Genomic DNA, 26,455 nt, shown 5'->3' on the forward strand with positions numbered 1-26,455 from the left:
CTTTGAATACCCATCTTATGCCTCACAGAACATACATTTTAAATATCCTCACCTTGCTTATGATGGTAAGCCTGTCTTGTAGTGATGCAATAAAAGATAAAGAACCCGCTGAAAAGGAGCTTCCAAATATCGTGCTACTTATGAGCGATGATCACGGATGGGACGAAGTGGGTTACAATGGTCATCCGTTTGTGAAAACGCCGGTGCTGGATGAAATGGCTGCCACCGGATTGCGTTTTGATCGGTTTTATTCCGGACACTCGAATTGTTCTCCGACTAGAGGAAGTTTTTTGACAGGAAGACACCCAAACCGGTACGGAACTTTTACGCCAGGTTGGTCCATCCGTCCGGAAGAAATTACCGTGGCAGATGTTCTAAAAGAAGCAGGATATAAAAGTGCACATTTTGGTAAATGGCACCTGGGGCCGGTAAAAAAAGAGTCACCGACCAACCCGGGCGCTATGGGGTTCGATGAGTGGTTATCGCACGATAATTTTTTCGAGATGGACCCCGTGCTGTCCCGAAATGGTGGTCGGCCTCAAAAAATCAAAGGAGAAGGTTCTGAAGTAATTATCGATGAGGCCATAAAATTTATCGAACGTACTACACAGGAAGGAGGCCCTTTTATGGTAGTCGTGTGGTTCGGTTCCCCCCATGAGCCCTACAGTGCCTTACCACAGGACCTGGCTTTATACGACCTTCTTCCAGATAGTCTGGCTGAAAAAGAAGTTGGTCTGACATCGAATACAACTGGTGAAAAAGTGACCCGGCCACTGCGGGCGGTCTTGCGGGAAAGATACGCTGAAATCACGGCGATGGATCGGTCTATTGGTAAGTTGAGGACCTATCTTGAGGAATCTGGCAATAAAAAGAATACGATCGTGTGGTTTTGTGGGGATAACGGTACCCCCAAAAGCGCCGCACGTACAGGTATGACGCTTCGGGGACAGAAAGGTGGGTTGTATGAAGGGGGTGTTCGGGTACCCGGCATCTTGGAATGGCCGTCAAGAATAAAACAGCCTATATCCACTTCGGCAGTTTCCGTGACCACCGATATTTTACCTACTCTGGCAGGCGTTACTGGTCAATCACTGCCTCAAAGGCCAATCGATGGAATTGACTTAGCTCCGATTTTTGACGATCCCACGCAAAAGCGAGACAAACCATTGTTTTTTTGGATGTTTGAATCGAGGAAAATTTTTCATGATGCATCAGAACCATACATCGATCCTCGCTTGCAAGAAGGAACGACTCCATTGGCTAAAAAGATGGCTGGAAAATATACCCGCAATTTTCGAAATTTTAAATATAACGAAATTTCACCCCGTGATTTTGCCGGTATGCGTTCGGTAATGAAGGATGACTATAAGTTGGTCATTGACGAAAAATACCAAAGTGATGAAATAGTAGAATTGTATCATATCCAGAATGATCCGGGAGAAGTCAAAAACTTGGCGGACCACTATCCGGATGTGGTCCACGATATGAGAACGGAGCTCCGAAACTGGCAGAAGTCAGTACTCCATAGCCTGACAGAGAAAGATTATTAGCTACGTTTTTGATAACAACCGAATCAAATTAAAATGACAACGAAAAGATCTGGTCCATGGTAAATATTTCCAAAAATCAGTGGATCTTGACTGTTGCACTGGTTGTCTTGGTTATAGAACTCGTTAGCAGTGAACACGACAGATACTACCTTAACAGCCATAAAGACACAAAGGTCAAGCATGAATTAGTAGATTCCACCTGGAGAATGCATCAGATAGACCTCCATCCGCCTTCCGGTGCAGATGGTGTAAAATTAGCTGATGTGAATCAAGATGGGGTATTGGATCTGGTGTCGGGGTTTGAAGAGGGAGGGGTGAGCCGTATATACATCCATCCCGGGTTCAGCAATACTAAAAATTACTGGCCGTATGTAGAATTGCCTTCGCCAGATGTGGAAGATGCTTTGTTGATTGATCTCGATGGCGATGGCCAACTTGATTTGGTCACGGCATCTGAAGGTCAGTCCAACCAGATAATATTTCACTGGGCGCCGACGGCCTCCGATGAGTATCTCAATGCTGATACTTGGACAAGTCAGGTAGTTCCACAGACAGATGGGTGGGGTGCGTGGATGTTCGTGGTCCCCGCGGACATGGATCATCAACACGGGATCGATTTACTGATCGGTTCAAAACGTAAAGCAGGTGAGAAAGAGGAAGATAAAGCCATAGTCGGTTGGCTTCGTTCTCCGGAAGACCCTCGAAATATACATGAATGGTCGTTCCATCCGCTGACTGCGGCAGGCTGGATTATGTCCATCGAAGCACGCGATGTGAATGGAGACCAACTTCCGGATATCATTATATCAGACCGTAAGAGCAGTACTAGAAATGGTCTTAGATGGTTGGAAAACCCCGGAAGAAATCACCCTGAATTTTTCAAGTGCTGGAATTCATATTCTTTTGGAGGAAAGTTTGACGAATCCATGTTCCATATTTCTGCAGATCTAGATGGAGACGGCAAGGAAGAGATCGTGGTACCTGATTTGTACCGGGGATTGGTGATTTTGAAACAGGAAAATGCTGACCCAGTAAAACCATGGTTTGAAAAGGTCATCCCCTCTCCATCATGGGCAGGTTCACGAGGCAAAGCTGTCACCATTGGTGATCTGAACATGGATGGCATGTTGGATCTGGTGCTTTCGTTTGAAGAAGAGGGTAATGTGGCCGATATCCCTTTTGAACAATATAAAGAACAAGGAAAACACAGTGTAGTTTGGGCCACATTTCAGAATGATCCCATGAATGGAAAATGGGAATTCCACAAGATCAGTGGTTTAAAGGGGCGAAAATTTGATCTGGTCAACCTGGTTGATGTAGATGGGGATGGTGATTTAGATGTGGTAACTACGGATGAAAACGAAGAAGGAAATGGACTTGGTGTGGTATGGTATGAGAATCCTTTACGATAAAATGCGATGTTGTGAATCTGAAAAATCCACAAGTAATGCTGAGGCTGGTATTATTTGGTGTCTTGATTTCGCTGACTATTTTAAGCTTTAAGCCCGGTTGATATTTTTTTATCGAATTTTCAACGGAACGGCTTTGACTTTCATAATTATCGATAACTTTAGCTTTGGTAGGGGAGGACGGAAATCATGTATTATAGAATGTCGAATGATCTGAAAAAGTTAATCAGAAAGAGCTTGGAGTTCGAAGGGATCATTCAATCTTTGAAATGTAATCAATCAACATGCGATATCTATATTTCCATTGGAAGTAGTGGAAGTCCTGTGGTTTAGCTTGGAATCAAAAATTTGTCATTTGAAAATAATAATTGTTTATGATGCATAAGATGTATGCGGTCCTGTTTTTACTCGTAGTGATTGCTTTGAACAGCTCAGCCTCTGAGACCCTGGTTGGTACCGCCAGCCGGGACATGACTCCGCCACTGCCTCTGGCACTGGGAGGCCAGATGCATTTGCGGATCGCTGATGAAGTCCAATCTCCATTGACGGCAAGTATATTGGCTGTTGAAAAAAGGGAAAATGCAACCACGGTCGATGTAGCCATTTTCGTCACTTTGGAATTGGTCGTTATTCCGGATGTGCTGCGTGATGAAGTACGACAAAAAGTTCAAAATCTTCTTCCGGATATTGAGGTCAACAAAATTATTATCAGTGCCAGCCATACCCACACTGCACCGGAAATACGGGCGGGTCGCTTTCTATTGCCGGACGGGGTGACAACGGTAAAGCAGGTAGTTGCTTTTATTTCGGATCAGGTAGCCGAAGGAGTCCGGGAAGCTTGGAATACCCGAACGAGAGGGAGCATGACGTGGGGCCTGGGACATGCCAAAGTGGGGCTGAATCGCAGAGCTGTGTACTACGATGGGTCGGCAAAAATGTATGGTCGAACCGATCTGCCTGAATTTAGAGGGATAGAGGGTTATGAGGATCACGATGTGGATGTTTTATTTATCTGGGATGAACAGGGTAAGTTGATCGGAACATGCATTAATCTAGCTTGTCCGGCTCAAGAAGTGGAGGGTCGGAACTCTGTTAATGCAGATTTTTGGCACCCGGTCCGGGAACAATTGAGAGACATATATGGGGCTGAACTTATGGTGATGAGCTGGATTGGTGCTTCCGGAGATCAGTCACCTCACCTGATGTATAACCGGGATGCAGAAGACCGGATGCAAAAATTAAGAAATTTAACTCGGCTGGAGGAGATTGCCCGTCGGATAGTTAATGCAGTGACAGATGTATATGAAGTAGTCAAGGAGGATCGCTACCAAGATGTTGATTTGAAGCATGAGGTGAAGGAATTGGAATTGCCCCGCCGATTGGTCACCGTAGATGCGGTTCGTGAAGCTCAAAATGCCATCCATGAAATAGAGTCTATGGAAGAAGAAGAAATGGTCAAAAATTACCGACGGATAAAGTGGCATCAATCTTTGGTAGATCGATATGAAAATCAGAAAGAGAATCCGGATCAACCGTATAATACGGAGGTGCATCTGATCCGATTGGGTGATGTAGCCATATGCACCAATCAATTTGAACTGTTTACCGAATATGGGATCAGAATGAAAGCCCGAAGTAAAGCACTTCAGACTTTTGTGGTTCAGTTATCCGGTCCGGGCACCTATTTGCCAACCATGGAAGCTCTAAAAGGAGGGCATTACAGTGCCATTATTCAAAGTAATGAAGTCGGTCCGGAAGCCGGAGATCTTTTGGTGGAAGAAACGGTACGAGGCATTAATCGATTTTGGAACGAAGAGTAACATTTGAGCATTTCACAGCTTTTCTATAAACGGTTGGACCTGGTAAAAAGACCGATGTGGTTGAGGTTCGGTGGGAAAATATATTGATGTTTTTTTGACACAAAAAATAGATAATAAAAATGATGAAACGAATTGGATGGATGATCTGTGGTATAATCCTTTGTGTAAATGGATTCGCCTCCGACCTCCACATCGGTACCTCCGAGGTCGACATTACGCCTGAGCTTCCTGTTGCTCTGATGGGGCAGTTTCACCTGCGGATAGCTCAGGAAGCCAACACGCCACTCAAAGCCAATGTGATTGCTTTGGAATCCCGTGATGGTGAAAATGGTCTGGATACGGTGGTGTTTGTCTCCTGCGATCTGGTGTATATTACCAACCAGGTTTGGCAAAAAGTGCGGGAGGAAGTCCGACGACGGATTCCGGGTTTTAGTATGAATAAAATTATTTTAAGTGCCACGCATACGCATACTTCACCCGTATTGACGGATGAGTCTGACAATCCTTCGTTTCTTTATAAATTACCCGATCAGGGGGTGACGCAGGTGAGGGACTATCGTGCTTTTTTGGTCGATCAAATTGCGACAGGAATTGTTGAGGCCTGGGCGAACCGGGGGAAAGGCAAAATGTCCTGGGGGCTGGATCGGGCAGCGATACCTTACAACCGACGGGTGGTCTACAAGGACGGAGAAGCGGTGATGTATGGAAATACGGTGACACCCCGATTCGATAACATCGAAGGGTACGAGGATCACGATGTACATTCTTTGTTTTTCTGGGATGAATCGGATCAATTGTTGGGCATGACCGTGGAGGTAGCTTGTCCCGCGCAGGAAGTCGAAGGCAATATGGAGATCGATGCAGATTACTGGCACCCGGTCCGGGAACGCATAAAAAAGCAATATGGATCAGGAGTAGTCGTAGCCGGTTGGATAGGCGCAGCAGGGGATCAATCCCCCCATCCCATTTATCGTAAAAAAGCGCTTGAACGAATGCGTAAATTAAGTAATACCAGCCGAATGGACGATATCGCCAACCGGATCGTGGAAGCGATAAATCGAACTTACGATGTCGTTCAAAAGGACAAGCAGGATGAGGTAGTGCTGGAGCATCAAGCTCGCAATATTGAACTTCCCATGCGAAAAGTCACGGTGGATGAATACCTGGAATCACGCCGTATTTCCCAAGAAGCAGCGGCGGAAATTGCCCGGGATCCGGCAAAATCCGATCAGTTAAATACCCGGATGACCTGGTATGGGGCTATTGTCAAAAGATATGAAGCACAAAAAACAAACCCAAATCCTCAGTATGAGACGGAAATTCATGTCATCCGGCTGGGCGACGTGGTGGTATGTACGAACCAATTTGAACTGTTCACCGATTTTGGTCTGCAAATGCAGGCCCGAAGTAAAGCACTTCAAACGATTGTGGTTCAATTGGCCGGCTCCGGCACTTATTTACCGACGTCAAAGGCTGTTCGCGGTGGGGGGTATAGTGCCGTATGCCAGAGTAATGCAGTGGGACCTGAGGGCGGAGCTATACTAGTGGAGGAAACCTTGGAGTTGATCAATGGAATGTGGGAAGATTAAGGGTGTTTATTGTATTACTCTTCATTAAAGTATGGCGTAAATAACAGAGTACTTATGATACATGGCCCCCAACGAGTCCAATGAATTTTAGAACCTAGTTAATTTTACATATTTTTCTGTCTTTAGCGCGGAGACATACACTTAGAAAAAAATTACTGCTCACGCCAATGATCTACCATCCACAATCCAAATCTTGCAGAATTCCCCGTAGCGGCTCCAAATTTCATACGGGGCAAGCTGGTTTTAACCGCCGATTTTCGGCGAATGAATGCGCCGCAACTTATTGTGCTACCAATATAGCTCCGTTTGCATGAGCCCGACTGCAAAAGCCAGGCTGGCTTGGGAAAAAGCAAAGGATTAGCTTCCGACAATGGCAGGGGAAGATGATTGCGCGCCCTAATAACTACCCACATGGAATACACGAATTCAAAAAAATATCTATGAGTCATAATTTACAGATTATACTTTTCGCAGGCTTCTTTCTTTCCCTGTTCATATCGTGTGGACAGCCCGATATCACGTACGAGCATGGGGCCATATCTCCCCAACAAGGTCTGCAGAGTTATGAGGTAGCAGAAGGTTTTCAGATCGAGTTATTTGCTAGTGAACCGTTGATTGCGGATCCGGTGGATATGGCGGTGGATGAAAATGGGGTCATGTATGTGGTCGAAATGTCCGGGTATCCGCTCGATAAAAGTCACACGGGTAAGGTGAAGATTCTGAGGGATACGGATGGCGATGGTACCATGGATGAAAGTATACTATTCGCTGATGAACTGATGTTTCCCAATGGTATCATGCCTTGGAAAAAGGGAGTCATGATTACAGATGCCCCCCATGTATTGTATCTGGAAGATGTGGATGGGGATGGTCGGGCTGATGTACGCGACACGCTATTGACAGGTTTTTCACTATCCAATCCGCACGTCAATGTGAACAATCCGATCTACGGGTTGGATAACTGGATTTATTTGTCCCATTTTGGCCGCATCGGAACTCGAAAATATGAAGATGAATTTGGTGACTTGGGTGAAGAGATCCGTTTTTGGAACCAAGAGCGCGGTCCCCGGCTACCTCAAAATGCAAATAGTCGAAATGTCCGGTTTAAGGTGGATGGGCATAGCCTTGAGATGCGATCGGTCAAGGGCCAATTTGGACATGACTTTGATGAGTGGGGCCATCATTTTCTCACCCACAATCAAAATCACATTTATCAGGAGGTGCTGGCTCCGCAGTATTTGCATCGGAATCCTGATGCGGTCATAAGTACAGCGGCTGAAGATGTTTCCGATCACGGTAATTCAGCGGAGGTTTTCCAAATTACCACGAATCCGGACCGGCAATTGTTTACGCCGGTGGGGCTGACTACATCGAGTAGTGGGTTGGTGTATTATTCCGGCGGATTGTTTCCCCCACCATATGACACCGAAGTCGCCTTTGGCGCGGAGTCAGTCAGTAACCTGGTACATGTTGACAAGTTAACGCCAAATGGTGCTGCATACACAGGGAGCCGTCTGGAGGAAGACAAAGAATTTTTGGCTTCGCGGGATTCGTGGGCGCGACCGGTTAATATGTACGTTGGTCCTGACGGTGCATTGTACGTCCTGGATTATTACCGTAGAATCATAGAACACCCGGAGTGGATGTCCGACGAGGCGATTGAGGACGGTGATTTGTATGACGGACACAATATGGGGCGGATATACCGAATTAGTCCGGAAGGTTATCCGGCTGCTCAATGGACAAAAGGTCTGGACCTGGGACAAAAATCAGATGCAGAACTGGTACAATTCCTAAGCCATCAGAACCGGTGGTGGCGGTCGCATGCCCAACGAATGTTGGTCAATAGAAAAAATTTGGGTGTCGTTCCCCTCTTGAAACAGAAGGTAAGAAGTGGTAAAATGGAATTGGGACGCTTGCATGCTTTGTGGACCCTGGAAGGGCTGCATACTCTAGAGAAAGATGATATTCATGTGGCCTTACAGGACGAATCATCCGGCATTCGGGAAAATGCTATTCGCTTGGCTGAGCGTACCATGAAAAATGATGCGGAGTTACGTGAATCTCTGTACGGCATAGTCCGTGATTCATCAGCTCAGGTGCGATTTCAACTTTTAAACACGTTGGGCGAACTGGTCAGTGATAAAGCACAATCAATCCGTGAAGAAATACTTTTTCACGATATTGAAGATGAATGGGTTCAACGATCTGCGTTATCTGCAAGGCGTCTGGATGTAAAAGGATTGCTGGAAGAAACGGTTCGACGAAGCAATTCGGAGCGGACCTCCAAATACGATGCCTTCATAAGTCGGCTTACAGAAGTATTGGGTGCAAGTCAAGACAGTAAGCTGATCGTAAGGTTGCTGCGCCAGGGAATTGGTCCCGAAGCTTCAGAGGCCCATTCGCTCCAACCTGCCATTTTAAAAGGATTAGCTTCAGGATTAAAACGCAATGAGAATAACAATGCCATTCTGTTCGGTGAAGCAGAACGTTTAGTCAACGTGTTTTTTAATCATACATCCGATGAAGTCAGAAAGTACACCTTTGATATTTTGAAAACCATGTCAGAAGATGAAACCCCTTCCGTAATAAGTAAAGAGATGGCTCGGGCTGTCCAAAGAAGCCAGGATAAAAATCTTCCGGTGTCTTATCGCATACAAATGCTGAACTTTCTAACCCTGGGAGCACCGGAAAATTTCGAAATAGAAATAAAATCATTGATAGTACCATCCCAGGATCCATCTGTGCAGACAGCCGCCTTAAAAGTATATGATATAATACCAGGGACTGCTGTGTCTGAATATGTATTGAAGCATTGGGAAGAAATGACCTCAACTGTGCGCGATGAAGCTTTAAGTACTTTTATGCGTTCGCAAGACCGGGTGAAAATGCTGTTGCATGCACTGGAATCGGGAACCATTCCGAAGTCAGAATTGGGATGGACCCGGACGGTTCGGCTCAATCAATACCACGATGAATCATTACGAAAACGTGCACGGACTTTCCTGGCTGAAGATGATCTGGAAGAGGTGATTGCAAGCTTTCAGCCTGCGTTGAATAGGATGGGTCAGAAAGAAAAAGGATTGGAATTATATAAAACCCACTGTGCCATTTGCCACCAGGTCCGGGGCAAAGTGGGGGTGGAATATGGTCCGGATTTGGGAACGGTACACAATTGGGAAGCCAAGGCTTTGATGGCGAATATTTTGGATCCCGGGCTTTCTATTGCGCCAGGTTATGATCTTTGGGAGATTGATATGCAAAATGGCACAAAATTGCAGGGAATGATTCGAAGTGAAACCTCCAGTGCTCTGGAACTTCAGACAGGGCCAGATTCACAAACGACCATAAACCGGCAGGATGTAAAAAAAATGCAATCCATACCCGGTATGTCAATGATGCCGGGGTTTGGAAACACCTTAAGCCACGATGAAATGGCTGATTTGATTGCTTATCTGAGAGATAGTGGTTGATGCTGGCGTTTGGCGCTTTGGCACCTGGGGGAAGGAGCTTGCCGCTAAGGCTGGTGCGGGCGCCTTACACCTTTTAATACCCCCCCCCTCCGTTAGAACTTGCATACAAATCCATGCTGAAGGATTATATTTTGTGTTGTTAAATGAGCGTATCCAGTATCGAACTGTCTCGGGGGTGAGATGGTAAGGTGTAAGCCTCCTCGCTCACCCTCGTAGCAGCCACCACAGGATTCTTCCCCCACCATCTCTTAATATGCCTGGGGGAAGGAGCTTGCCGCAAAGGCTTGAGAGTGTGGGCAGCGCCTTACATTTTTCAATACCCCCACGCTAAGAACTTGCATACAAATCCATGCTGAAGGATTATATTGTGTGTTGTTAAATGAGCGTATCCAGTATTGAATCGTCTCTTGGGCTTTCTCAGGTTGGGATGGTAAGGTGTAAGCCTCCTCGCTCACCCTCGGAGCAGCCACCACAGGATTCTTCCCCCACCATCTCTCAATATACCTGGGGGAAGGAGCTTGCCGCTAAGGCTGGTTCGGGAGAGCAGCGCCCTACACCTTTTAATACCCCCACGCTAAGAACTTGCATACATATTGTGTGTTGTTAAATGAGCGTATCCAGTATCGAACCGTCTCTTGGATTTTCTGGGGGTAAGATGGTAAGTGTATGCCTCCTCGCTCACCCCACGCCTGGTAAATCAAAATTTTATTATCTTGTATCCTTCAATGAAGAAAGTTTCTAGAAGGTCTGGTGTATCATGTCTTTGATCCAAGGAATAATAGATAACCAATTTTTTTGAGGGTAAGAATTGTCTTCATCTTTTGAGAAAGATTAGAAAATATTTACTGCCTGTTACGGATATACTTTGCTATTGTTTTATGCCCCATCCTTCCGTGTGAATAAGGGCTGGCGCGTCGTGCTGTGATCCGGGTGGCTGACCACTGAATGCATGTAGAATAAGTTTTGCCACAAAAAGCAATAAATTAAAATGAATCGAAAAGAATTTTTACGGAATGGATTATTGGGAGGTGCTGCTGTATTGGCTTTTCCTCGAATGGGGATTTCTGATAGCCAGACGCGCATTCCACGGTCAATACCTAACACACCGTTTAAAATGAAGTTTTCCCCGGATTTTGATATTTTTAATGCAGGTGCCAGTTTGGAAGAACAATTGGAGTGGGGCTATGAGCAAGGTTTCCGGGCCTGGGAGAGCACCTGGTTGCGAAGGAAGACGGTGGAAGAACAGAATCAAATCAAACGAATCATGGATCGATTGGACATGGAGTTTGGTCAATTCGTGGGGACCATGTCCTTTAAAGAAGTGACTTTTGCCGGCAGAGATGAAGGATTGAGAGAAAAGACACTGCAAGAAGTCCGGGAATCTGTGGAGATTGCAAAGCGAATGGATACCCAATATATTCACAATGTTCTGGGCCTGGCAGATCCAAAACTGCCCTGGGATTTTCAAATGGCGAATGCCATTGAATTATTGAAGCGGGTGGCAGAGATATACGAACCACATGGAATAGTGATGGTGATGGAAACGATGAACCACAAGATAAATCATCCGGGTTTGTTTTTGCATGAAATTCCACAGGCTTATGCGATGGCAAAAGCAGTGGACAGTCCGAGTGTAAAGATTCTGTTTGATGCGTATCACGTGCAGATTCAGGAAGGGAATCTTATGCCTACTTTGGACTTTGCATGGGGTGAGATTGGTTATTTTCAAATCGGAGATACACCCGGGCGAAAAGAGCCGGGAACGGGAGAGATCAATTATAAGAATGTTTTGCAACACATCCACGATAAAGGATATCGCGGGTTTGTCGGATTGGAGCACGGGATCAGTGGGGCAGGAGAAGAAGGTATTGCAGCTGCTCTAAAACGCTATCGAGAAGTGGATCCGAAATAATTATTACGTATGAAGTGGAATGTAATCGTGTTTTTCATGGTGGTATGGGCCTTACAACCTAAGGCAAGTACTTTATCGAAAACTGGGTCAGCAGAATTTAGTTGGGTCGATAATATAAGTCCTGGAGATCCCATCGTACCTGAAGAAAATGGAGAACTAATTCTCAGCGCCAAACAGGGCAGGGGAATTGGACCTACGATAAAATATATGCCGGAGTGGGAAGCATTTGGTTTTTTTCGGGAAGGAAATCATATTGAGTGGGAAATACGAGTGGAGAAAACCAGAAAGTATACCGTATATTTGGAATGGTCGGCGGAAGGTGGTGTGGTAGGAAATCCTTATGTGATTTCCATCGGAAAAAGGAGTCTGGAAGGAATAAACAAAGACAGTGGTTCTTGGGAGACCTTTATTGAAGAACCCATCGGTGTGCTCAAAATAAGGAAAGGAGAGCACAAGGTTGTTTTTCGACCGGGTGATAATATTGAGAAAGGAGGTGGAATGCTCGATGTGAAGACGATCCGCTTGGTCCCAAAATAAATTAACTGAAATATTAATAGGTCAAAAAGATGATGCAAAGTAAATACCAACAGAGCTGCCAGGGCATACGCAGATGGTTTCTTTTATCCCTGCTTATTCTGATTATGGCTTGTGGTTCCAATGACAAACAAGCATCGAATGAAGCTTCGGCGGATGCGATAAGCGGAGATATCCCTGTGGGTGTGGCACTCTATTCATTTAATCGATTTGCTTTTCCGGAAACCCTCGAAAAATCAAAACAAGCCGGCACGACGATGGTGGAAGGATTCTTTTTTCACAAGTTGGGCGAAGACTTTGATCATAAAACGATGTTGGAATTGAGCGACGCAGATCTGCTGAGGATGAAAAATTTCATAGAAGAGAAAGGCCTGGAAATGCCATCTGTGTATGCGGGTGCAGAAACGAGGTCAGAGTGGGAAAGGTTTTTTAAGATCGGAGAAATTTTAGATCTGGAATTCGTAGTGGCCGAGCCGGAACCCGAGCACTGGGATTTGTTGGATAGTCTGGGACAGGCTAGTGGGATTAAGATGGCCATACACGAGCACGCCAGGGGCAAAAGTCGGTATTGGCATCCGGATTCTGTTTTGGTAGCGGTGGATAATCGACCCAGTTTTGGAGCATGCGGTGACTTGGGACATTGGGTTCGGAGTGGACTTGATCCGGTGGAATGTCTGAAAAAGCTCGAAGGGCATTTGATTAGCATTCACGCCAAGGACCTGGATGAATTTGGAAAGATTGATGCGAATGATGTAAAAGTGGGAAGCGGAGTGATCGACTACCCGGCAGTAATGGAGGAACTGCATCGGCAAAATTTCAAAGGTCCTGTTTTTGTTGAATGTGAACACGACTGGGAGGATAATCTGGACGATGTAAAGTATGCCGTAGACTATTTAAATGAATTACAACAGTAGAAAAAACTAATGGAATAATGACAAATAATTTGATAACGTCCTATTTTGTCTGCTTACTTTTGCTAGGAGCAGTTAGCGCAGCAGCTCAAAAGGGAACCGCTGTTTTCAAAGCCGGATTTTCCGAGAAGGACATCACGCCGGACATTGGTATGGAAGCCCCCGGGAACTATGGCAAACGGTATCATACTTCCTTTAACGATCGATGTAAAGTTCGGGCAGTGGTATTTGATGATGGAGACAAACGAGTGGCTCTGGTTGGGTTGGATTTATTGTTTGTGACCCGGGACGTCGTGCAGGCTGCCCGGACAGAAATCCATAAACGATCCGGCATCGAACCAGAAGCAATTATGATCGGTGCATCACATTCTCACTCCTCTGGTCCCATTGGGATGTCGGAGCCTGGAGATTATGACAACGCATCACCCCTGGTTCAGGATTTGGTGGAGAATAAATCAATCACATCGGATCCCGGATACACCCAGCATTTGAAGCATCAGATCGTGGAAGCCGTGGTCCATGCGGATGCAAACCGGATTGATGCGAAGCTGGCCGTGGGTGTAGGACATGAAGATAAGGTCTCTTTTAACCGGAGGCTCCGTATGAAAAATGGTTTAACCTTTTCACATCCCGGGGTCGGAAATCCAGATATTATAGACTACGCCGGTCCGATTGATCCAGATGTCGGCACTGTGGGAGTCTGGGACTTGCATGATAATCTGTTGGGCGTGATCGTCAATTTTTCAAACCATGCAACGACCAATCCCGGAGGTATATCTGCCAATTGGATAGGTCCTATGGAGCGTACCCTGCGTCGGGCAACTGGCCATGCCGCTTTGCCGGTTGTGTTTCTTCAGGGAGCATGTGGGGATATCACGCAGGTCGATAATCTGGCAAAGCACGCGAACCCGAGCTCCAGGGAATGGTGGGAAATGGTTGGTGGACGGGTAGGTGCAGAAGCTTATAAAACGTTGTTGCTGGTTCGGCGGGGTGCCGCTAGGAACATTCCACTGGATTACCGCCAGAAAGTTTGGCACGTAGACAGGCGGGTGCCGGCTCCGGAGAAAGTAAAACGAGCTATGAATTTGGTCGTCCGGGATCCGCAGGAAGTGGGGTCAACAGAGTGGGTGTTCGCAAAAGAAACGGTGCTGTTGGATGCTTTACTAAAAAACAAACCGCAAGCAGAAGTGGAAGTACAGTCCATACAAGTAGGTCCCATTGCGTTTGTGTCCAATCCCGCAGAATATTTTGTTCAATATGGTTTGGATATCAAAAAAGGTAGTAACTTCCCTTTTACCTTTGTCGTCGAACTCGCTAATGGCTGTGTAGGGTATGTTCCTACCGAGGAAGCATTTAGTAAACATGGGGGCGGATATGAGACCCGTCTAACTTCTTATTCCAATCTGGAAATCACAGCAGGGACCCAATTCGCTAATGAAGGAATACGATTGACCAATGAGATGACTCCAGGAGACATACCGGAACCACCTCCCGCACCGGAGTTTAAAACACCGTGGTCCTATGGGAATGTAGCCCCGGAGGTGGATTAATATGGGATTGGTTGCTAACATTGATGTAAACCATAGAATGTAAAACTAGACAAATAGATATGAAGAACAGAGTTATCCAGAGTGTAAAGAAAGACAGTGTACTTTTGGCAGTTGTCCTGATTTTTACACTGTTATTTTCAGGGCCTTCCTACGCGCAAAACAAAGTTTTCAGGGCTGGTGCTTCCTTAAGTAATATTACTCCTCCACTGGGATTGGAAATTGTAGGAAACTACAACCGTCCTCAGGCCAATTATATTCATGATCAATTGCACGTGAAAACCGTCGTGTTAGATGATGGAAATGAAACATTGGTCTTTGCCATTGTTGATAATGTGGGGGTCAAGCGAGAGGTCTATGATGCAGCCAAGGCTATCATTGAGAACAAACTTAAAATACCGGCATCCCACGTGATGATTGCAGCGACGCATACCCATTCTGCTGTCAGTGCCGGCAAGCAAGGTATGGAACGACGGGGATGGCAGTATGGAGAGCCACTGGACGCATACCAGCTCTTCGTGGCCAAGCGGATCGCCGATGGAGTGCAGACCGCTCTCGCCAATCTGGAGCCTGCCCGGATCGCCTGGGGCAGTGTGGATGTCCCCGAACATGTGTTCAATCGACGCTGGATCATGAAAAACGAGGTGTGGAGCCCGCTGGGATTTAAAGATAAAGCTAAAATGAACCCGGGGGTGGCTCATCCCAATCTGGATAAACCAGCCGGACCTACGGATCCCGAAGTTTCGTTTCTGGCTGTTGAGACTCTGGAAGGCCAACCAATTAGTGTGATCGGAAACTACTCACTGCATTACGTTGGTGGCGTCCCAAGCGGACATATTTCTGCAGATTATTTTGCTATTTTCGGAGACCGCATTCAGCAGTTATTGGAGGCAGATCGTCAAGATCCACCCTTTGTGGGGATTTTAACCAACGGTACCTCTGGTGATATCAATAATATCAATTGGCCCGGACCGCGGGGTGAACGCTACCCTGCTTATGGCAAGATGCGGTATGTGGCGAATGATGTTGCTGAAAAAGTATTTGGCGTATATCAGAGTTTGGACTTTCAGGAATGGGTGCCATTGGGAGCCGCGGCCTCTGAATTAACCCTGGATATCCGACGTGCCAGCCCGGAATTACTGGCGAACATGGAAAAGGTTCGGAAGCGCCCGGACGACGATAAACCCTTGTATCATTCCCTGGAGAAGATTTATGCGGAGCGGATACGAATACATGAAGAAGAGTGGCCCGATGAGATTGACATTGTGCTTCAGACCTTTAAGATTGGTGACCTGGGTATTGCTGCTATTCCTTTTGAGGTATTTGCAGAAACCGGGTTGGAAATAAAAGAGAAAAGTCCGTTTGCAGATGCTTTCACCATCGAGCTCGCTAATGGGAGCTATGGCTATCTACCGACCCCCGAACAGCACGAAGTAGGTGGTTATGAAACCTGGTTGACGACCAACAAAGTACAAAAAGACGCGAGCCGATTGATCGTGAGCGAGTTGATGGATTTATTTGGACATATTGAATAGGGCGTCAGGAGTTAAATTTGTGATACCGTCTTTGCTCGCCAATCACTTGGTTTTCCGCAGATACTACCACACTACGGTTTGGTCTGATAGTATCTGCGCTAATCAGTGTAAACTGTGATAAATCCGTGATAGTGAACAAAGATTAGCGATCTGGAAGCGCCTAAATAAACCATGAAAATTTATGAAACACTTCATTAGCCCAAACCAAGAGCCCGAGCTATTGCTACCCAGGGCACAACCAATGCAAAAAGCTATTTAAACATCGCGGACATTTATTTAGAACTATGAGTATGATACGAGCATTGACTTTACTTATTGGAATTACACTCCTGACTGCTTGCAGGTCAAAGCACAAACAAGAGGCTACTGCATCGTCAAAATCAATATCTTCTTTTCACATAGAAATAAGTGAGGACAAGTTTGAGGTCTTCCGTGATAGTGGGGCCACAGCCATTGTCACCCAAAACATAAAACCGAATTTCCGGCCTTATATTCATCCCATTCTGGCACCCGGTACAGATGTGGAGCTAACACAGTTTAGCCCAGGCCATCACAAACACCAAACCGGTCTGTTCTGGGGGTTTACCCGGGTCAATGGTACGGGAGCCGAACCGGAGGAGTTGAATGAATGGTTTTACAATCCGGAGAAACCTGCAGAGATTAAGAAAAAGATAGGACGGGATTTTTATCATAATCCGAATGGCGATTACTGGCAAAAGGTTTCTTCCGAAGTGTTGAAACAAGAAGGTGAGCAGGTGAAATGGCAAACGGTTTATCATATGCTCGATGAATCAAAAACACCGATTCTAAAAGAAACACAAACCTGGTCTCTTACTATGCAGGATGATAAGTATCTCCTGAATCTGGACTGGGAGGGTGAAGCGCTGACGGACATAGTAGTCAATGAATTTAACTACGGAGGGCTCTTTTTGAGAATGCCATGGAAAGAAGGTGTAGAAGGAGAGGTAGTAAATGCAGCCCGACAGCGAAACGAAAAAGCAGAAGGGCAAAGAGCTATGTGGGTAGATGTCGGTATGGAAGTTGACGGACTGGAGGACTGGGGACACATCGCTATTCTAGACCATAAGGAAAACCAGGGATTTCCACAATCTTGGCGGGTGGATGGTCAGTTGGGGGTCGGACCGGCCGTATCCAGGCAGGGAGACTGGAACATCAAAAAGGGAACAACAAAGCAATTTCAAAATCAAATCATAGCCTACACCGGAGAACTGGATGATCGGGAAATGGATCATTTATGGGGCGAATACGTTGAAGATCAAGGTATGTACAATACGGCTGCTTTATGGAAAATAGCCCAGCAGGAGGGGTTGGAGGCCAAGTTCTTGAATCCCGAGGAAGCAGTTGATGCCATGACCGTGAAGCATGGATACAAGGTGAATGCATATGCATCAGAGCCCATGATTACACAACCCATGGCTTTTTGCTGGGACGATCAGGGAAGAATGTGGATAGCTGAGAATAGGGATTATGAATCCAGAGGGGATGGATTCTCCAATTCAGGAGACAGTCGGATTTTAATTTTAGAAGATACCAACCGGGATGGTGTGGCTGATACCAAAAAAGTATTTATGGAGGGCCTTGCCTTTCCTTCTGCCATAGCCGTGGGACATGGAGGAATATACGTTGGAGCCCCGCCTAATTTACTTTTTATCCCCAATAAAAATGATGTGGCCGATGAGGAAAACATTGAAGTTTTATTGACAGGTTGGGGGATCCGGGACCGACACGAGACGATCAACAGCCTGCACTGGGGGCCGGATGGCTGGCTATATGGACTGGAAGGTTATGCCACGCCTTCTAAAATCAGAAAGCCTAAAGAGGAAGGGCGCATCTACAAACACCGGGATGCATTTCCGGAAAATTTGCTGGAGGCTGATGGGGTGTACATCGATGGCGGAGTGTGGCGATATCATCCTTTTAAAGACCGTTTTGAAGTGGTGGCTCATGGTTTTAGTAATCCCTGGGGAATCGACTATAATTCAAAAGGAGAGCTGTTTATCACTGCTTGCGTCATCCCCCATGTGTTCCACATTATGCAGGGCGGGTTTTATCACAGGCAAGGAGGACAACACGTGAACCCCTATGTGTATGAAGATATCAAGACCATCGTGGATCATCGACATCGCTCGGCGCATGGTGGAGCGAGAATATACCAGTCCGATGCATTTCCGGAAGAGCAACACGGTCGTTTATTTATGGCCAATATTCATGACCACGCTGTGCTGACAGATGTATTGGATACTAATGGCTCGGGATTCACAGCTACGCACGGGGAAGAATTTATGGCAGCCAATAATGCGCAGTTTGTTGGATTTAGCATGGAAGTGGGGCCGGGAGGCAATGTCTATGTGCTCGATTGGCACGATGCTGATATCTGTGGAAGTTCCGTACTCAATAAAAATACGGGCCGGGTATACAGGATCGCGCCGGAAGAATCGCAGGCCACGAACTGGCCAGGAAGATATGATGATTTAAATCTTCGGACAGACAGCGAGCTGGCCGAGTTGCAGCGAAGTAAAAGCAATTGGCATGCCCAGCGAGCGCGGATAATTTTGCAATATCGAGCTTCGAAAAGGGCAGTGGATAACAACGCAGTTTCTAACCTAAATGATTTGTTGGCCAACGATCCCAATGAGGATCTCCGACTTCGGGCGTTATGGACCTTGCAGGTTACCAGAAACCTGTCGGAAGAACGATTGATTGATTTGTTGAATGACAAAGATGTATATGTGCGGGCCTGGGCGATACAGTTTTTGGTAGAGGATGACCCGCGATCATCGATAGCTATAAAAAGAATGAAAGAGCTTGCTAAAAATGATCGATCCCCAGTGGTCCGGCGCTTCCTGGCCGGTGCTTTACAGCGAATAAATGAGGAAGATCGTTGGGGTATTGCTGAAAAACTGGTGGGCCGTCAGGAAGATGCGAATGATGTCAACATCCCTTTAATGCTGTGGTTTGGAATAGAGCCGCTCATAGCAAAGCAACCAACGATGGCATTGAATTTGGCTGCAGAAAGCAAGATCCCTTCCATCCGTCGAAAGATTGCGCGTCGGTTGGTGGATGGCGGTAAAATGAAGGAATTGGTGGCCGGAATTGGTGAAAAGTCTGGAGCCCAACTCGAGCTCCTGGAGGGGATGCTGGCGGGAATCGAAGGGAATGCTGATTTGAAGACACCGGAGAATTGGCCCAAGGTATATCAACACTTGTCCAAGGATGCCGAACTATCCAGAGTGGCGGATGAAATAGCCCAAAGATTCGGAAATGCTGTGTTGACCCAGAAATCGCTGACAACAATCCGGAACGCTGGTGCTGAAACTGAAGAAAAAATCAAATCCATCCGGGCTTTGGCGGAACAACAGAACACAGAATTAATATGGATGATCTCTGACTTATTGCAACAGTCCGATTTGAGATTGGAAACGATAAAAGCCATTGCATCCTATAACAATCAACATCTGGGACAGGTATTGTATGATAAGTATGGGACACTGTCAGAGATCGAAAAACAGGAAGCGATACTTACTTTAGCATCGAGACCTCGATATGGACGAATTCTGTTGGACGGACTAAAATCCGGCGAAGTTCCCAAAGAGGATATTCCAGCGCATGCCGTTCTGCAATTAAGAGCCGTCTTAGGGAATGGTTTTGTGGAAGTCTGGGGCCCCATTGATGATGTATCCCGAACCGTCCAAAAAGACTATGAAAAGTACAGTGAATTGCTGTCCGAGGATGCCATTGCAAATTCAAGTCCGACAAAAGGTGAAGAAGTATATAAAAAAACCTGTTCTGCGTGTCACATCATGCATGGCGAGGGCGGCGAAATCGGCCCCGAGTTAACCGGTTCCAACCGAACCAACACGACCTATCTTTTGAGTAATATCCTGGATCCCAGTGGCGATGTTCAGGATGATTACAAGCTGGTGGTGATTACTACCCAGGGTGGTCGGACATACAGTGGTAATATTATTGGCGAAGACGATCGGAATCTTACGTTGCGCGTTGTAGGACAAGAACCCATTGTGATCAGTAAATCTCAAATTAGGACGCGGGATGTATCCCAAAAATCCATGATGCCGGAAGGGTTGCTGAATAATCTGACGGAACAGGAAGTATTAGATTTGGTCGCCTATCTGAAAAAAGACTAAAGGTTTTTATCGAAAAATATCATACAGTGAACCCCCAAACGGGATTCTCAGTAGGGAGGGTCTCTTTCCCCCGGCTGCATGATGTTTGCGGGGGGGGTATTCACATTGAACCCCATCCGGGGTTCTGAGTAGAAATGATCTCTACTTGTTGTTGACGTTCAACTGTATCGTGATATTAAACAGATTTTAAATGCAGTAACACCGTAGGTGTTGAAGATGAATAACCCCGAATAAGCCATAGGCGCCATTCGGGGAGAGGAGTGGTTGTGCCTTGAACTCCGTAGGTGTTCAACTTGATAATATTAATTGCCGTCCAGGACTTTCTTTTTCTCCTTTTCAAATTTGTTGAAAACTTCCATCAACTCTTTGACCCTGGAAAGGGAAGTGGTCGGTTTATCTTCCAGCCAGGCTGGGCTGATTACGTATTTTAAGCCGACAGTGGCCGCATCGTCAATCGTCTTTTTCCAGGCATCTGTGAAATCTTTCCTGGATTCAATCCAGTCCTTCAGCCACAGTGGACTGTGTCCAGTCGGAATGGATAGTCCCAAATCCTTCAGAATCTTTCGGAATTCTTTGGGGGAGTACCCATAGAATTTTCCGTTTTCATAATTTGAGTTTCCCACTACGGTGTACCCCATCTCCGCTACCTTCTTGAGCGTCCCAATCGGATCTTTGGCCATATCTTCCCGCACTGAGTAGAGTTGCAAACCAAAGACTGCATTCGTTTTCTTTTTTTGCAAAAGAACCTCTCCGGGGAAAAATGCTATTCCACCCATTAGTGCGGTATTATTCTTGATAAATTGTCGGCGTGAGGTCATAATTTCTAAATTTTATATCTTAAAATATCCGGAACGTTTTAGGTTGGCCGACCTGGCTCACTGAAGATATGTTTTAATTCTTCTTCAGAATTTGGCCATAATCAAGCGTGCTAGGTTAACATGTCTGACAAAAGTATGCGAATCCAGTTGAATTCACAATGAACTGGTTTGAAAAGCTCAATTATTATTCTCGATTCAATGTTTGAAAGAACATGGAAGGGACAGGGTAACCTCTTAACGATGTGTATGCGCAAAAGAGCAAGTCAATTCCCGTTAGGCTATTTCGTGTTGAACCATTAGTTATATATGCAGTCAATTCCGTGCTGAAATTTTATATCAAATCATTTAACCTTAAATTCCATTCATGGCACCTGGAATTTTCACAATAAATAAATACAAGCCAAATATTGGTTGACGACTGCTCAATCTATAAACTTATAAAGTGATGGTTATTATTCCCGATTCGGTCTATTTGTTTATTTTTAAGCAAAATACCAAATTTTGAATACCCTGTTTTCTATTTCTGCTTTTCTATTATTGGCGTCATTAAGAATCAGTATAGCCCAAACCATCCCTTTCGAGCACACTCCATTAACCGGTCAAGAGGATCTGTCAGTGAAAATGGTGGAAGGGATCCATCAATTTTTGATCCACAAAATTCAAGAGAAAAAAGAAGATCGGAATCTTCGTTGGATGGAGGCCTTGCAGGGGATTAATTCAGATGCCTTTCTATCCGAAAACCGAACGCTTCTAAAAGAGAGGTTGGGCGTGACCGTCACCAGGGACCGTCCAAAAATGGAGGTAATGACAGATTCATTGCTTCATCCGATCGAAATAAATACTGAAAATGTAACATTGAAAGCGGTTCGATGGAATGTGCATGGATCGCTTTTTTCTGAAGGGCTTTACTTAGAACCGGTTGGGTCGGTGCGGGGTCGCATGGTTTTGATTCCGGATGCAGATTTATTACCGGAAGAATTGGCGGGGTTCACCAAAAAGGATGAATCCTGGTCAGGAATCGCATTCGAGTTGGCGATGCAGGGAATTGAAGTCATTATTCCGGCTTTGATTGATCGAGGGGATGCCTGGTCCGGAAATTCACAACTCGGTCGCTGGACCAATCAACCGCACCGGGAATGGCTGTATCGACAAAGCTATGAACTGGGACGACACCTTATCGGAGAAGAAATACAAAAAATATTGAGCGCTGTAGATTGGTTTAAGAATAAGGATAAGGACGACGCACTACCCGTTGGTGTAATGGGGTATGGAGAAGGAGGGTTGTTGGCTTTTTATGCAGGAGCTCTGGACCGACGGATTTCATCTGCTTTGGTCAGCGGATACTTTGATCAACGGGAAGAAGTATGGAAAGAACCGATCTATCGGAATACATTCGGGGTACTGGCAGAATTGGGCGACGCAGAGGTGGCTCTCTTGTACTCAGATCGATGTCTTGTCGTGGAGCACTGTAAATTTCCGAAAGTCGAAGGACCTCCGGAACCGACATCGGGTCGAAAGGGAGCCGCACCCGGATGGTTATTAACCCCTTCGTATGCGGAAATCGAAGAAGAGTGGAATCGGATCGGAGTAATGCAACCTGACGCTAAGGAGAACTATGTTTTCATTAATGCATTTAATGAAAACGATGGGAATCCATTTTCAAATTTGGCCATTCAGCAGTTTACGGAAGCCTTGGGCCTTGACTTCGAAAGCCGAAAAAAAGTACAGCGTAGTTTTCCACGACCTGATCAGTGGATTAATCCTCGTGATCGTCAAAAAAGATTGGTCCTGAATATGCAGGAAGTTTTTCAGCGGGAAATGAACCGGTGTGAAATAACACGGGATACTTTTTTCTGGGATAAAGTGGAAAAACGAAATGAAGCTGGCCGGACAAATATTGAAGCAGACCTTCGGGACAAATTGTGGAATACCCTCGGCCGCCTTCCCGACCCCAATGTGCCCATAGATCCCCGTGCCAGAATGGTGGAAAAGTCGGAAAATTGGACCCGCTACGAAGTGGTATTGCAAGTGTGGCCGGATGTTTTTGCATGGGGTTTGTTGACGGTGCCACATGGAATCAAAGAAGGAGAAAAGCGACCGGTCGTGGTCTGTCAACACGGTCTGGAAGGCCTGCCAAAAGACGTGGTCATTACAGATCCGGATTACAAAAAGTATGGAGCTTATAAAGGATATGCGACCCAGCTGGCAGAACGGGGCTACATCACCTTTGCGCCACACAATCCATACCGGGGTGGGGATAAATTCCGGGTATTGCAGCGGATGGCCAACCCCATCGGGTATTCTTTGTTTTCTGTGATCATCGGCCAGCATCAACGGATCCTGGAATGGTTAAAAGGGCTCGATTTTGTGGACGGCGAACGCATTGGATTTTATGGGTTGTCTTATGGCGGTAAGGCAGCCATGCGAATACCTGCAGTATTGGAGGGTTATGCCTTATCTATTTGCAGCGGAGACTTCAATGAGTGGATTCGCAAGAATGTGTCTGTTGATTTGAAATACAGTTACATGTTTACAGGTGAGTATGAAATGTCGGAGTGGAACCTGGGACAAACCTTTAATTATGCGGAAATGGCGGCATTAATTGCACCCCGACCATTTATGATTGAATTTGGATATAGAGACGGTATCGGCAGTGTTGAGTGGGTCAATTATGAATTTGGAAAAGTACGTCGACACTATGATCTTAAGAAAATTTCCGAAAAGCTGCAAAAAGAGTTTTTCGATGGTCCCCATTCCATTCATGGCGTCGGTACTTTTCAGTTTTTAGATCATCATTTAAAAAAATAACCTATGATCACCTATTTTAAGAGTGCACGTTGGGGAAGCCTGATCATATGCCTTGTACTTCCTTATGTGATTTCCGGTGCCAATGTAAAGGATTATGGTGCCCGGGGAGATGGGGTCACCGATGATTATGAAGCCATTATGGAGGCAGCTCGGTTTTCCACAGACGGAGTACTCCTGTTTCCGGCCGGGCAATACCGGGTCACGCGAACGATCCGTTTAAATCTGAGTCGTGTTAATATATCAAAAGTCGAAGGCGTAGCGGGCAATTCTACCATTTTGATGGAAGGTCCGGGTGCTGCAGTATTGGTCGAAGGAACTCATGATGGAACAGCTTTACCGGCAACCGTATCAAAAATGACCTGGTCCAAAGAAAAACTGTTTACCATTGAGCATATTGAAATCAAAGGTGCACACCCGAAAGCCGATGGAATTCATTTGAAAAAACTCATCCAACCGATTGTTTCACAATGTTTGATCAGAAGGGTCAAGAATGGGATTTGCTTCCTATCCCGAAACCGAAATGTGTTGTTGTTGGGGAATCAGATTTACGACTGTGATGGAGTAGGGGTGTATTTGGATTCTGTCAATATCCATCAGATCAATATCAACGACAACCACATCAGTTACTGTAAACAGGGCGGTATCAAAATTCGTCACTCGGAAATCCGAAATATTCAGATTGTGGGGAATGATATCGAATACAATCATGAATCCGCCTCGGGCGGACCAGCATCGGCAGATATTTGGGTGGATTGCTCCAAAGGAGGAAGCGTCCGGGAGGGGACCATTTCAGGCAATACCATTCAGGCCATACCTCATCCCGGAGGCGCTAATATTCGTTTAAGTGGTAGGACGGGAGACTACAATAAAATCGGGTTGTTGAGTATCACGGGGAATCACATCAGCAATCAGGATGTGAATATCGAATTGGATCACTGCCGGGGGGTGAGCGTGACAGGGAATACATTTATTCGGGGTTACGACCGCCACATGATTATCAATACGAGTCGGAATGTCACCATTAGTGGCAATGTCTTTGATCGCAATGAAGATTATTTCCCTGAAAGCGTTAACGCATTGGGTGGCATTGTAATCGGTCAAGGAAGAAATATTTTACTGAGTGATAATATTATTGAAGGTGGAGGCAACAGAAACGGGACAATCAAGGGCGCTGTGGCGATCACTGATAGCCGGGAAGTATCCGTGAATGGGTGTCATATCCAAAACCCTGAATTTTCTGGGATCGAGGTGGCGAACAGTGTCAATGTACAAATTACCAATAGCCTTATTCAGGAGGATAAAAATCCCGGACGGATGAGTTCTGGAATACATCTGCGTGGTGCGTGCCCGGGCACACGGATACATGCAAATACGATCGGTGCCGGCAAACAGGGTGCTATTGTGAATAATGCAACCGGAGTACGCATTCAAGGTACTGTTTTTACAGATGAGAAGTAGTTCAATGATATTCTGTGTGCTTCTGTTGGTCGGGCTGGCGTTGTCTGGTGCATCGCATGCGAAGTTCGCCAGGGTATAATAACGGCGAATTTATAAGGTTGTGAAATATTCCATGCAATGGTATCGATCAAATCCGTAGAAAATCGTAAATTGAGAAATCGTATCATGAAGGGAATGAGAATACAATCCCAAATAAAAAACACAGATTATGAAAAAGCGAAAATTGGGAAATAACCTGGAGGTATCCACGATGGGGCTTGGATGCATGGGCATGAGCTATGCCTATGGAGCAATTGACCGCGCTTTGGAATTGGGTGTTAACTTTCTTGATACGGCCGATATGTATGGCCCATATGCGAACGAAAAGCTGGTAGGAAAAGCCCTAAAGGGAAGACGCGATAAATTTGTGGTAGCCACAAAATTTGGTATAACATTTGATCCGACCGATTCATCACAAGGTGATGATATCGTTCCGATCCCGGGAACAAAACATCAAAAGTATATAGAGCAAAATGCCGGAGCGGTGGATGTTGATTTAACGGAGGCGGAACTGAATGATATCAATGCCATTTTTCCTCCGGATGTGACAAGCGGTTTGCGATATACAAAAGATTTTATGAAAGCAGTCAATGGTTGATATAATAGTGAAGAAATCGGTCATCGTATACTTCAAGGCTTTTTTGGCGTGCTGGATTGTGGGTGCTGTAGTATTACTATTGTTAAATGAAATAATGAAAACTGGAAAATACAATAGCTTAGGGACTGTAAAGTATTTTGTGTATAGCCCCCCGCCCCCGGCCGGGGGCGGGGGGCTGAAAAATTTTTTTTACATTTTTCCGCCCCCGATCATTGGGATTCATGATTTGTAAATCTTATATTAAAAATTATGAAGAACCAAAAAGTAGACGAGTTACTAGACTCAATT

General features: G+C 45.7%; 14 protein-coding genes and 1 pseudogene. 14 read left to right on the forward strand and 1 reads right to left on the reverse strand.

What is annotated here, in order from left to right; translation table 11 throughout:
• Window positions 1-17: 17 nt before the first annotated feature.
• The 11 genes from KUV50_RS16010 to KUV50_RS16060 all read left to right on the forward strand — a co-directional run bounded on the left by KUV50_RS16010 (window position 18) and on the right by KUV50_RS16060 (window position 20,446).
• Window positions 18-1,550 (forward strand): sulfatase, encoded by a 1,533-nt coding sequence (locus KUV50_RS16010; RefSeq protein ID WP_222581194.1) that lies wholly within the window; start codon window positions 18-20, stop codon window positions 1,548-1,550.
• Between the two features lie 86 nt (window positions 1,551-1,636).
• Window positions 1,637-2,962 carry an FG-GAP repeat domain-containing protein gene (locus KUV50_RS16015; protein ID WP_222581195.1) on the forward strand — a complete coding sequence of 442 codons (1,326 nt, stop codon included), beginning with the start codon at window positions 1,637-1,639 and terminating at the stop codon, window positions 2,960-2,962.
• A gap of 371 nt (window positions 2,963-3,333) precedes the next feature.
• Window positions 3,334-4,779 carry a hypothetical protein gene (locus KUV50_RS16020; protein WP_222581196.1) on the forward strand — a complete coding sequence of 482 codons (1,446 nt, stop codon included), beginning with the start codon at window positions 3,334-3,336 and terminating at the stop codon, window positions 4,777-4,779.
• 119 nt (window positions 4,780-4,898) lie between these two features.
• A complete protein-coding gene (locus KUV50_RS16025; protein WP_222581197.1) occupies window positions 4,899-6,368 on the forward strand; it encodes a hypothetical protein in 1,470 nt (489 codons plus the stop codon).
• A 440-nt stretch (window positions 6,369-6,808) separates the two neighbouring features.
• A complete protein-coding gene (locus KUV50_RS16030; RefSeq protein WP_222581198.1) occupies window positions 6,809-9,841 on the forward strand; it encodes a PVC-type heme-binding CxxCH protein in 3,033 nt (1,010 codons plus the stop codon).
• A 988-nt stretch (window positions 9,842-10,829) separates the two neighbouring features.
• Window positions 10,830-11,753, forward strand: coding sequence for a hydroxypyruvate isomerase family protein (locus tag KUV50_RS16035; protein WP_222581199.1), 924 nt, complete (start codon window positions 10,830-10,832; stop codon window positions 11,751-11,753).
• Between the two features lie 9 nt (window positions 11,754-11,762).
• Window positions 11,763-12,290, forward strand: a complete 528-nt coding sequence (locus tag KUV50_RS16040; RefSeq protein ID WP_222581200.1) for a hypothetical protein — start codon at window positions 11,763-11,765, stop codon at window positions 12,288-12,290.
• Between the two features lie 29 nt (window positions 12,291-12,319).
• Window positions 12,320-13,201: a sugar phosphate isomerase/epimerase family protein gene (locus tag KUV50_RS16045; RefSeq protein ID WP_222581201.1), complete on the forward strand. Its 882-nt coding sequence runs from the start codon at window positions 12,320-12,322 to the stop codon at window positions 13,199-13,201.
• 17 nt (window positions 13,202-13,218) lie between these two features.
• Window positions 13,219-14,748 carry a hypothetical protein gene (locus tag KUV50_RS16050; protein ID WP_222581202.1) on the forward strand — a complete coding sequence of 510 codons (1,530 nt, stop codon included), beginning with the start codon at window positions 13,219-13,221 and terminating at the stop codon, window positions 14,746-14,748.
• 59 nt (window positions 14,749-14,807) lie between these two features.
• A complete protein-coding gene (locus KUV50_RS16055; RefSeq protein ID WP_222581203.1) occupies window positions 14,808-16,280 on the forward strand; it encodes a neutral/alkaline non-lysosomal ceramidase N-terminal domain-containing protein in 1,473 nt (490 codons plus the stop codon).
• A gap of 284 nt (window positions 16,281-16,564) precedes the next feature.
• Window positions 16,565-20,446, forward strand: coding sequence for a PVC-type heme-binding CxxCH protein (locus tag KUV50_RS16060; RefSeq protein ID WP_222581204.1), 3,882 nt, complete (start codon window positions 16,565-16,567; stop codon window positions 20,444-20,446).
• Window positions 20,447-20,748: 302 nt separating this feature from the next.
• Here KUV50_RS16060 and KUV50_RS16065 read toward each other — a convergent pair whose 3' ends face one another.
• A complete protein-coding gene (locus KUV50_RS16065; protein ID WP_222581205.1) occupies window positions 20,749-21,264 on the reverse strand; it encodes a sugar phosphate isomerase/epimerase family protein in 516 nt (171 codons plus the stop codon).
• A 501-nt stretch (window positions 21,265-21,765) separates the two neighbouring features.
• Here KUV50_RS16065 and KUV50_RS16070 point away from each other — a divergent pair.
• From KUV50_RS16070 to KUV50_RS19795, 3 genes and pseudogenes are all read left to right on the forward strand, one after another.
• Window positions 21,766-24,072 carry a hypothetical protein gene (locus tag KUV50_RS16070; protein WP_222581206.1) on the forward strand — a complete coding sequence of 769 codons (2,307 nt, stop codon included), beginning with the start codon at window positions 21,766-21,768 and terminating at the stop codon, window positions 24,070-24,072.
• A gap of 3 nt (window positions 24,073-24,075) precedes the next feature.
• Window positions 24,076-25,530 (forward strand): right-handed parallel beta-helix repeat-containing protein, encoded by a 1,455-nt coding sequence (locus tag KUV50_RS16075; protein ID WP_222581207.1) that lies wholly within the window; start codon window positions 24,076-24,078, stop codon window positions 25,528-25,530.
• 208 nt (window positions 25,531-25,738) lie between these two features.
• Window positions 25,739-25,972: pseudogene (locus KUV50_RS19795) on the forward strand (aldo/keto reductase); the annotation flags it as partial.
• Between the last annotated feature and the right edge of the window lie 483 nt (window positions 25,973-26,455).

Source organism: Membranihabitans marinus (genome assembly GCF_019802045.1).
GTDB classification, from domain to species: domain Bacteria; phylum Bacteroidota; class Bacteroidia; order Chitinophagales; family Saprospiraceae; genus Membranihabitans; species Membranihabitans marinus_A.

Bases quoted from the DNA above. Each gene is read 5' to 3' on its own strand.
- KUV50_RS16010 (WP_222581194.1), top strand. From the start codon at position 18: ATGCCTCACAGAACATACATTTTAAATATCCTCACCTTGCTTATGATG.
- KUV50_RS16020 (WP_222581196.1), top strand. From the start codon at position 3,334: ATGATGCATAAGATGTATGCGGTCCTGTTTTTACTCGTAGTGATTGCT.
- KUV50_RS16025 (WP_222581197.1), top strand. From the start codon at position 4,899: ATGATGAAACGAATTGGATGGATGATCTGTGGTATAATCCTTTGTGTA.
- KUV50_RS16030 (WP_222581198.1), top strand. From the start codon at position 6,809: ATGAGTCATAATTTACAGATTATACTTTTCGCAGGCTTCTTTCTTTCC.
- KUV50_RS16035 (WP_222581199.1), top strand. From the start codon at position 10,830: ATGAATCGAAAAGAATTTTTACGGAATGGATTATTGGGAGGTGCTGCT.
- KUV50_RS16040 (WP_222581200.1), top strand. From the start codon at position 11,763: ATGAAGTGGAATGTAATCGTGTTTTTCATGGTGGTATGGGCCTTACAA.
- KUV50_RS16045 (WP_222581201.1), top strand. From the start codon at position 12,320: ATGATGCAAAGTAAATACCAACAGAGCTGCCAGGGCATACGCAGATGG.
- KUV50_RS16050 (WP_222581202.1), top strand. From the start codon at position 13,219: ATGACAAATAATTTGATAACGTCCTATTTTGTCTGCTTACTTTTGCTA.
- KUV50_RS16055 (WP_222581203.1), top strand. From the start codon at position 14,808: ATGAAGAACAGAGTTATCCAGAGTGTAAAGAAAGACAGTGTACTTTTG.
- KUV50_RS16060 (WP_222581204.1), top strand. From the start codon at position 16,565: ATGAGTATGATACGAGCATTGACTTTACTTATTGGAATTACACTCCTG.
- KUV50_RS16065 (WP_222581205.1), bottom strand. From the start codon at position 21,264: ATGACCTCACGCCGACAATTTATCAAGAATAATACCGCACTAATGGGT.
- KUV50_RS16075 (WP_222581207.1), top strand. From the start codon at position 24,076: ATGATCACCTATTTTAAGAGTGCACGTTGGGGAAGCCTGATCATATGC.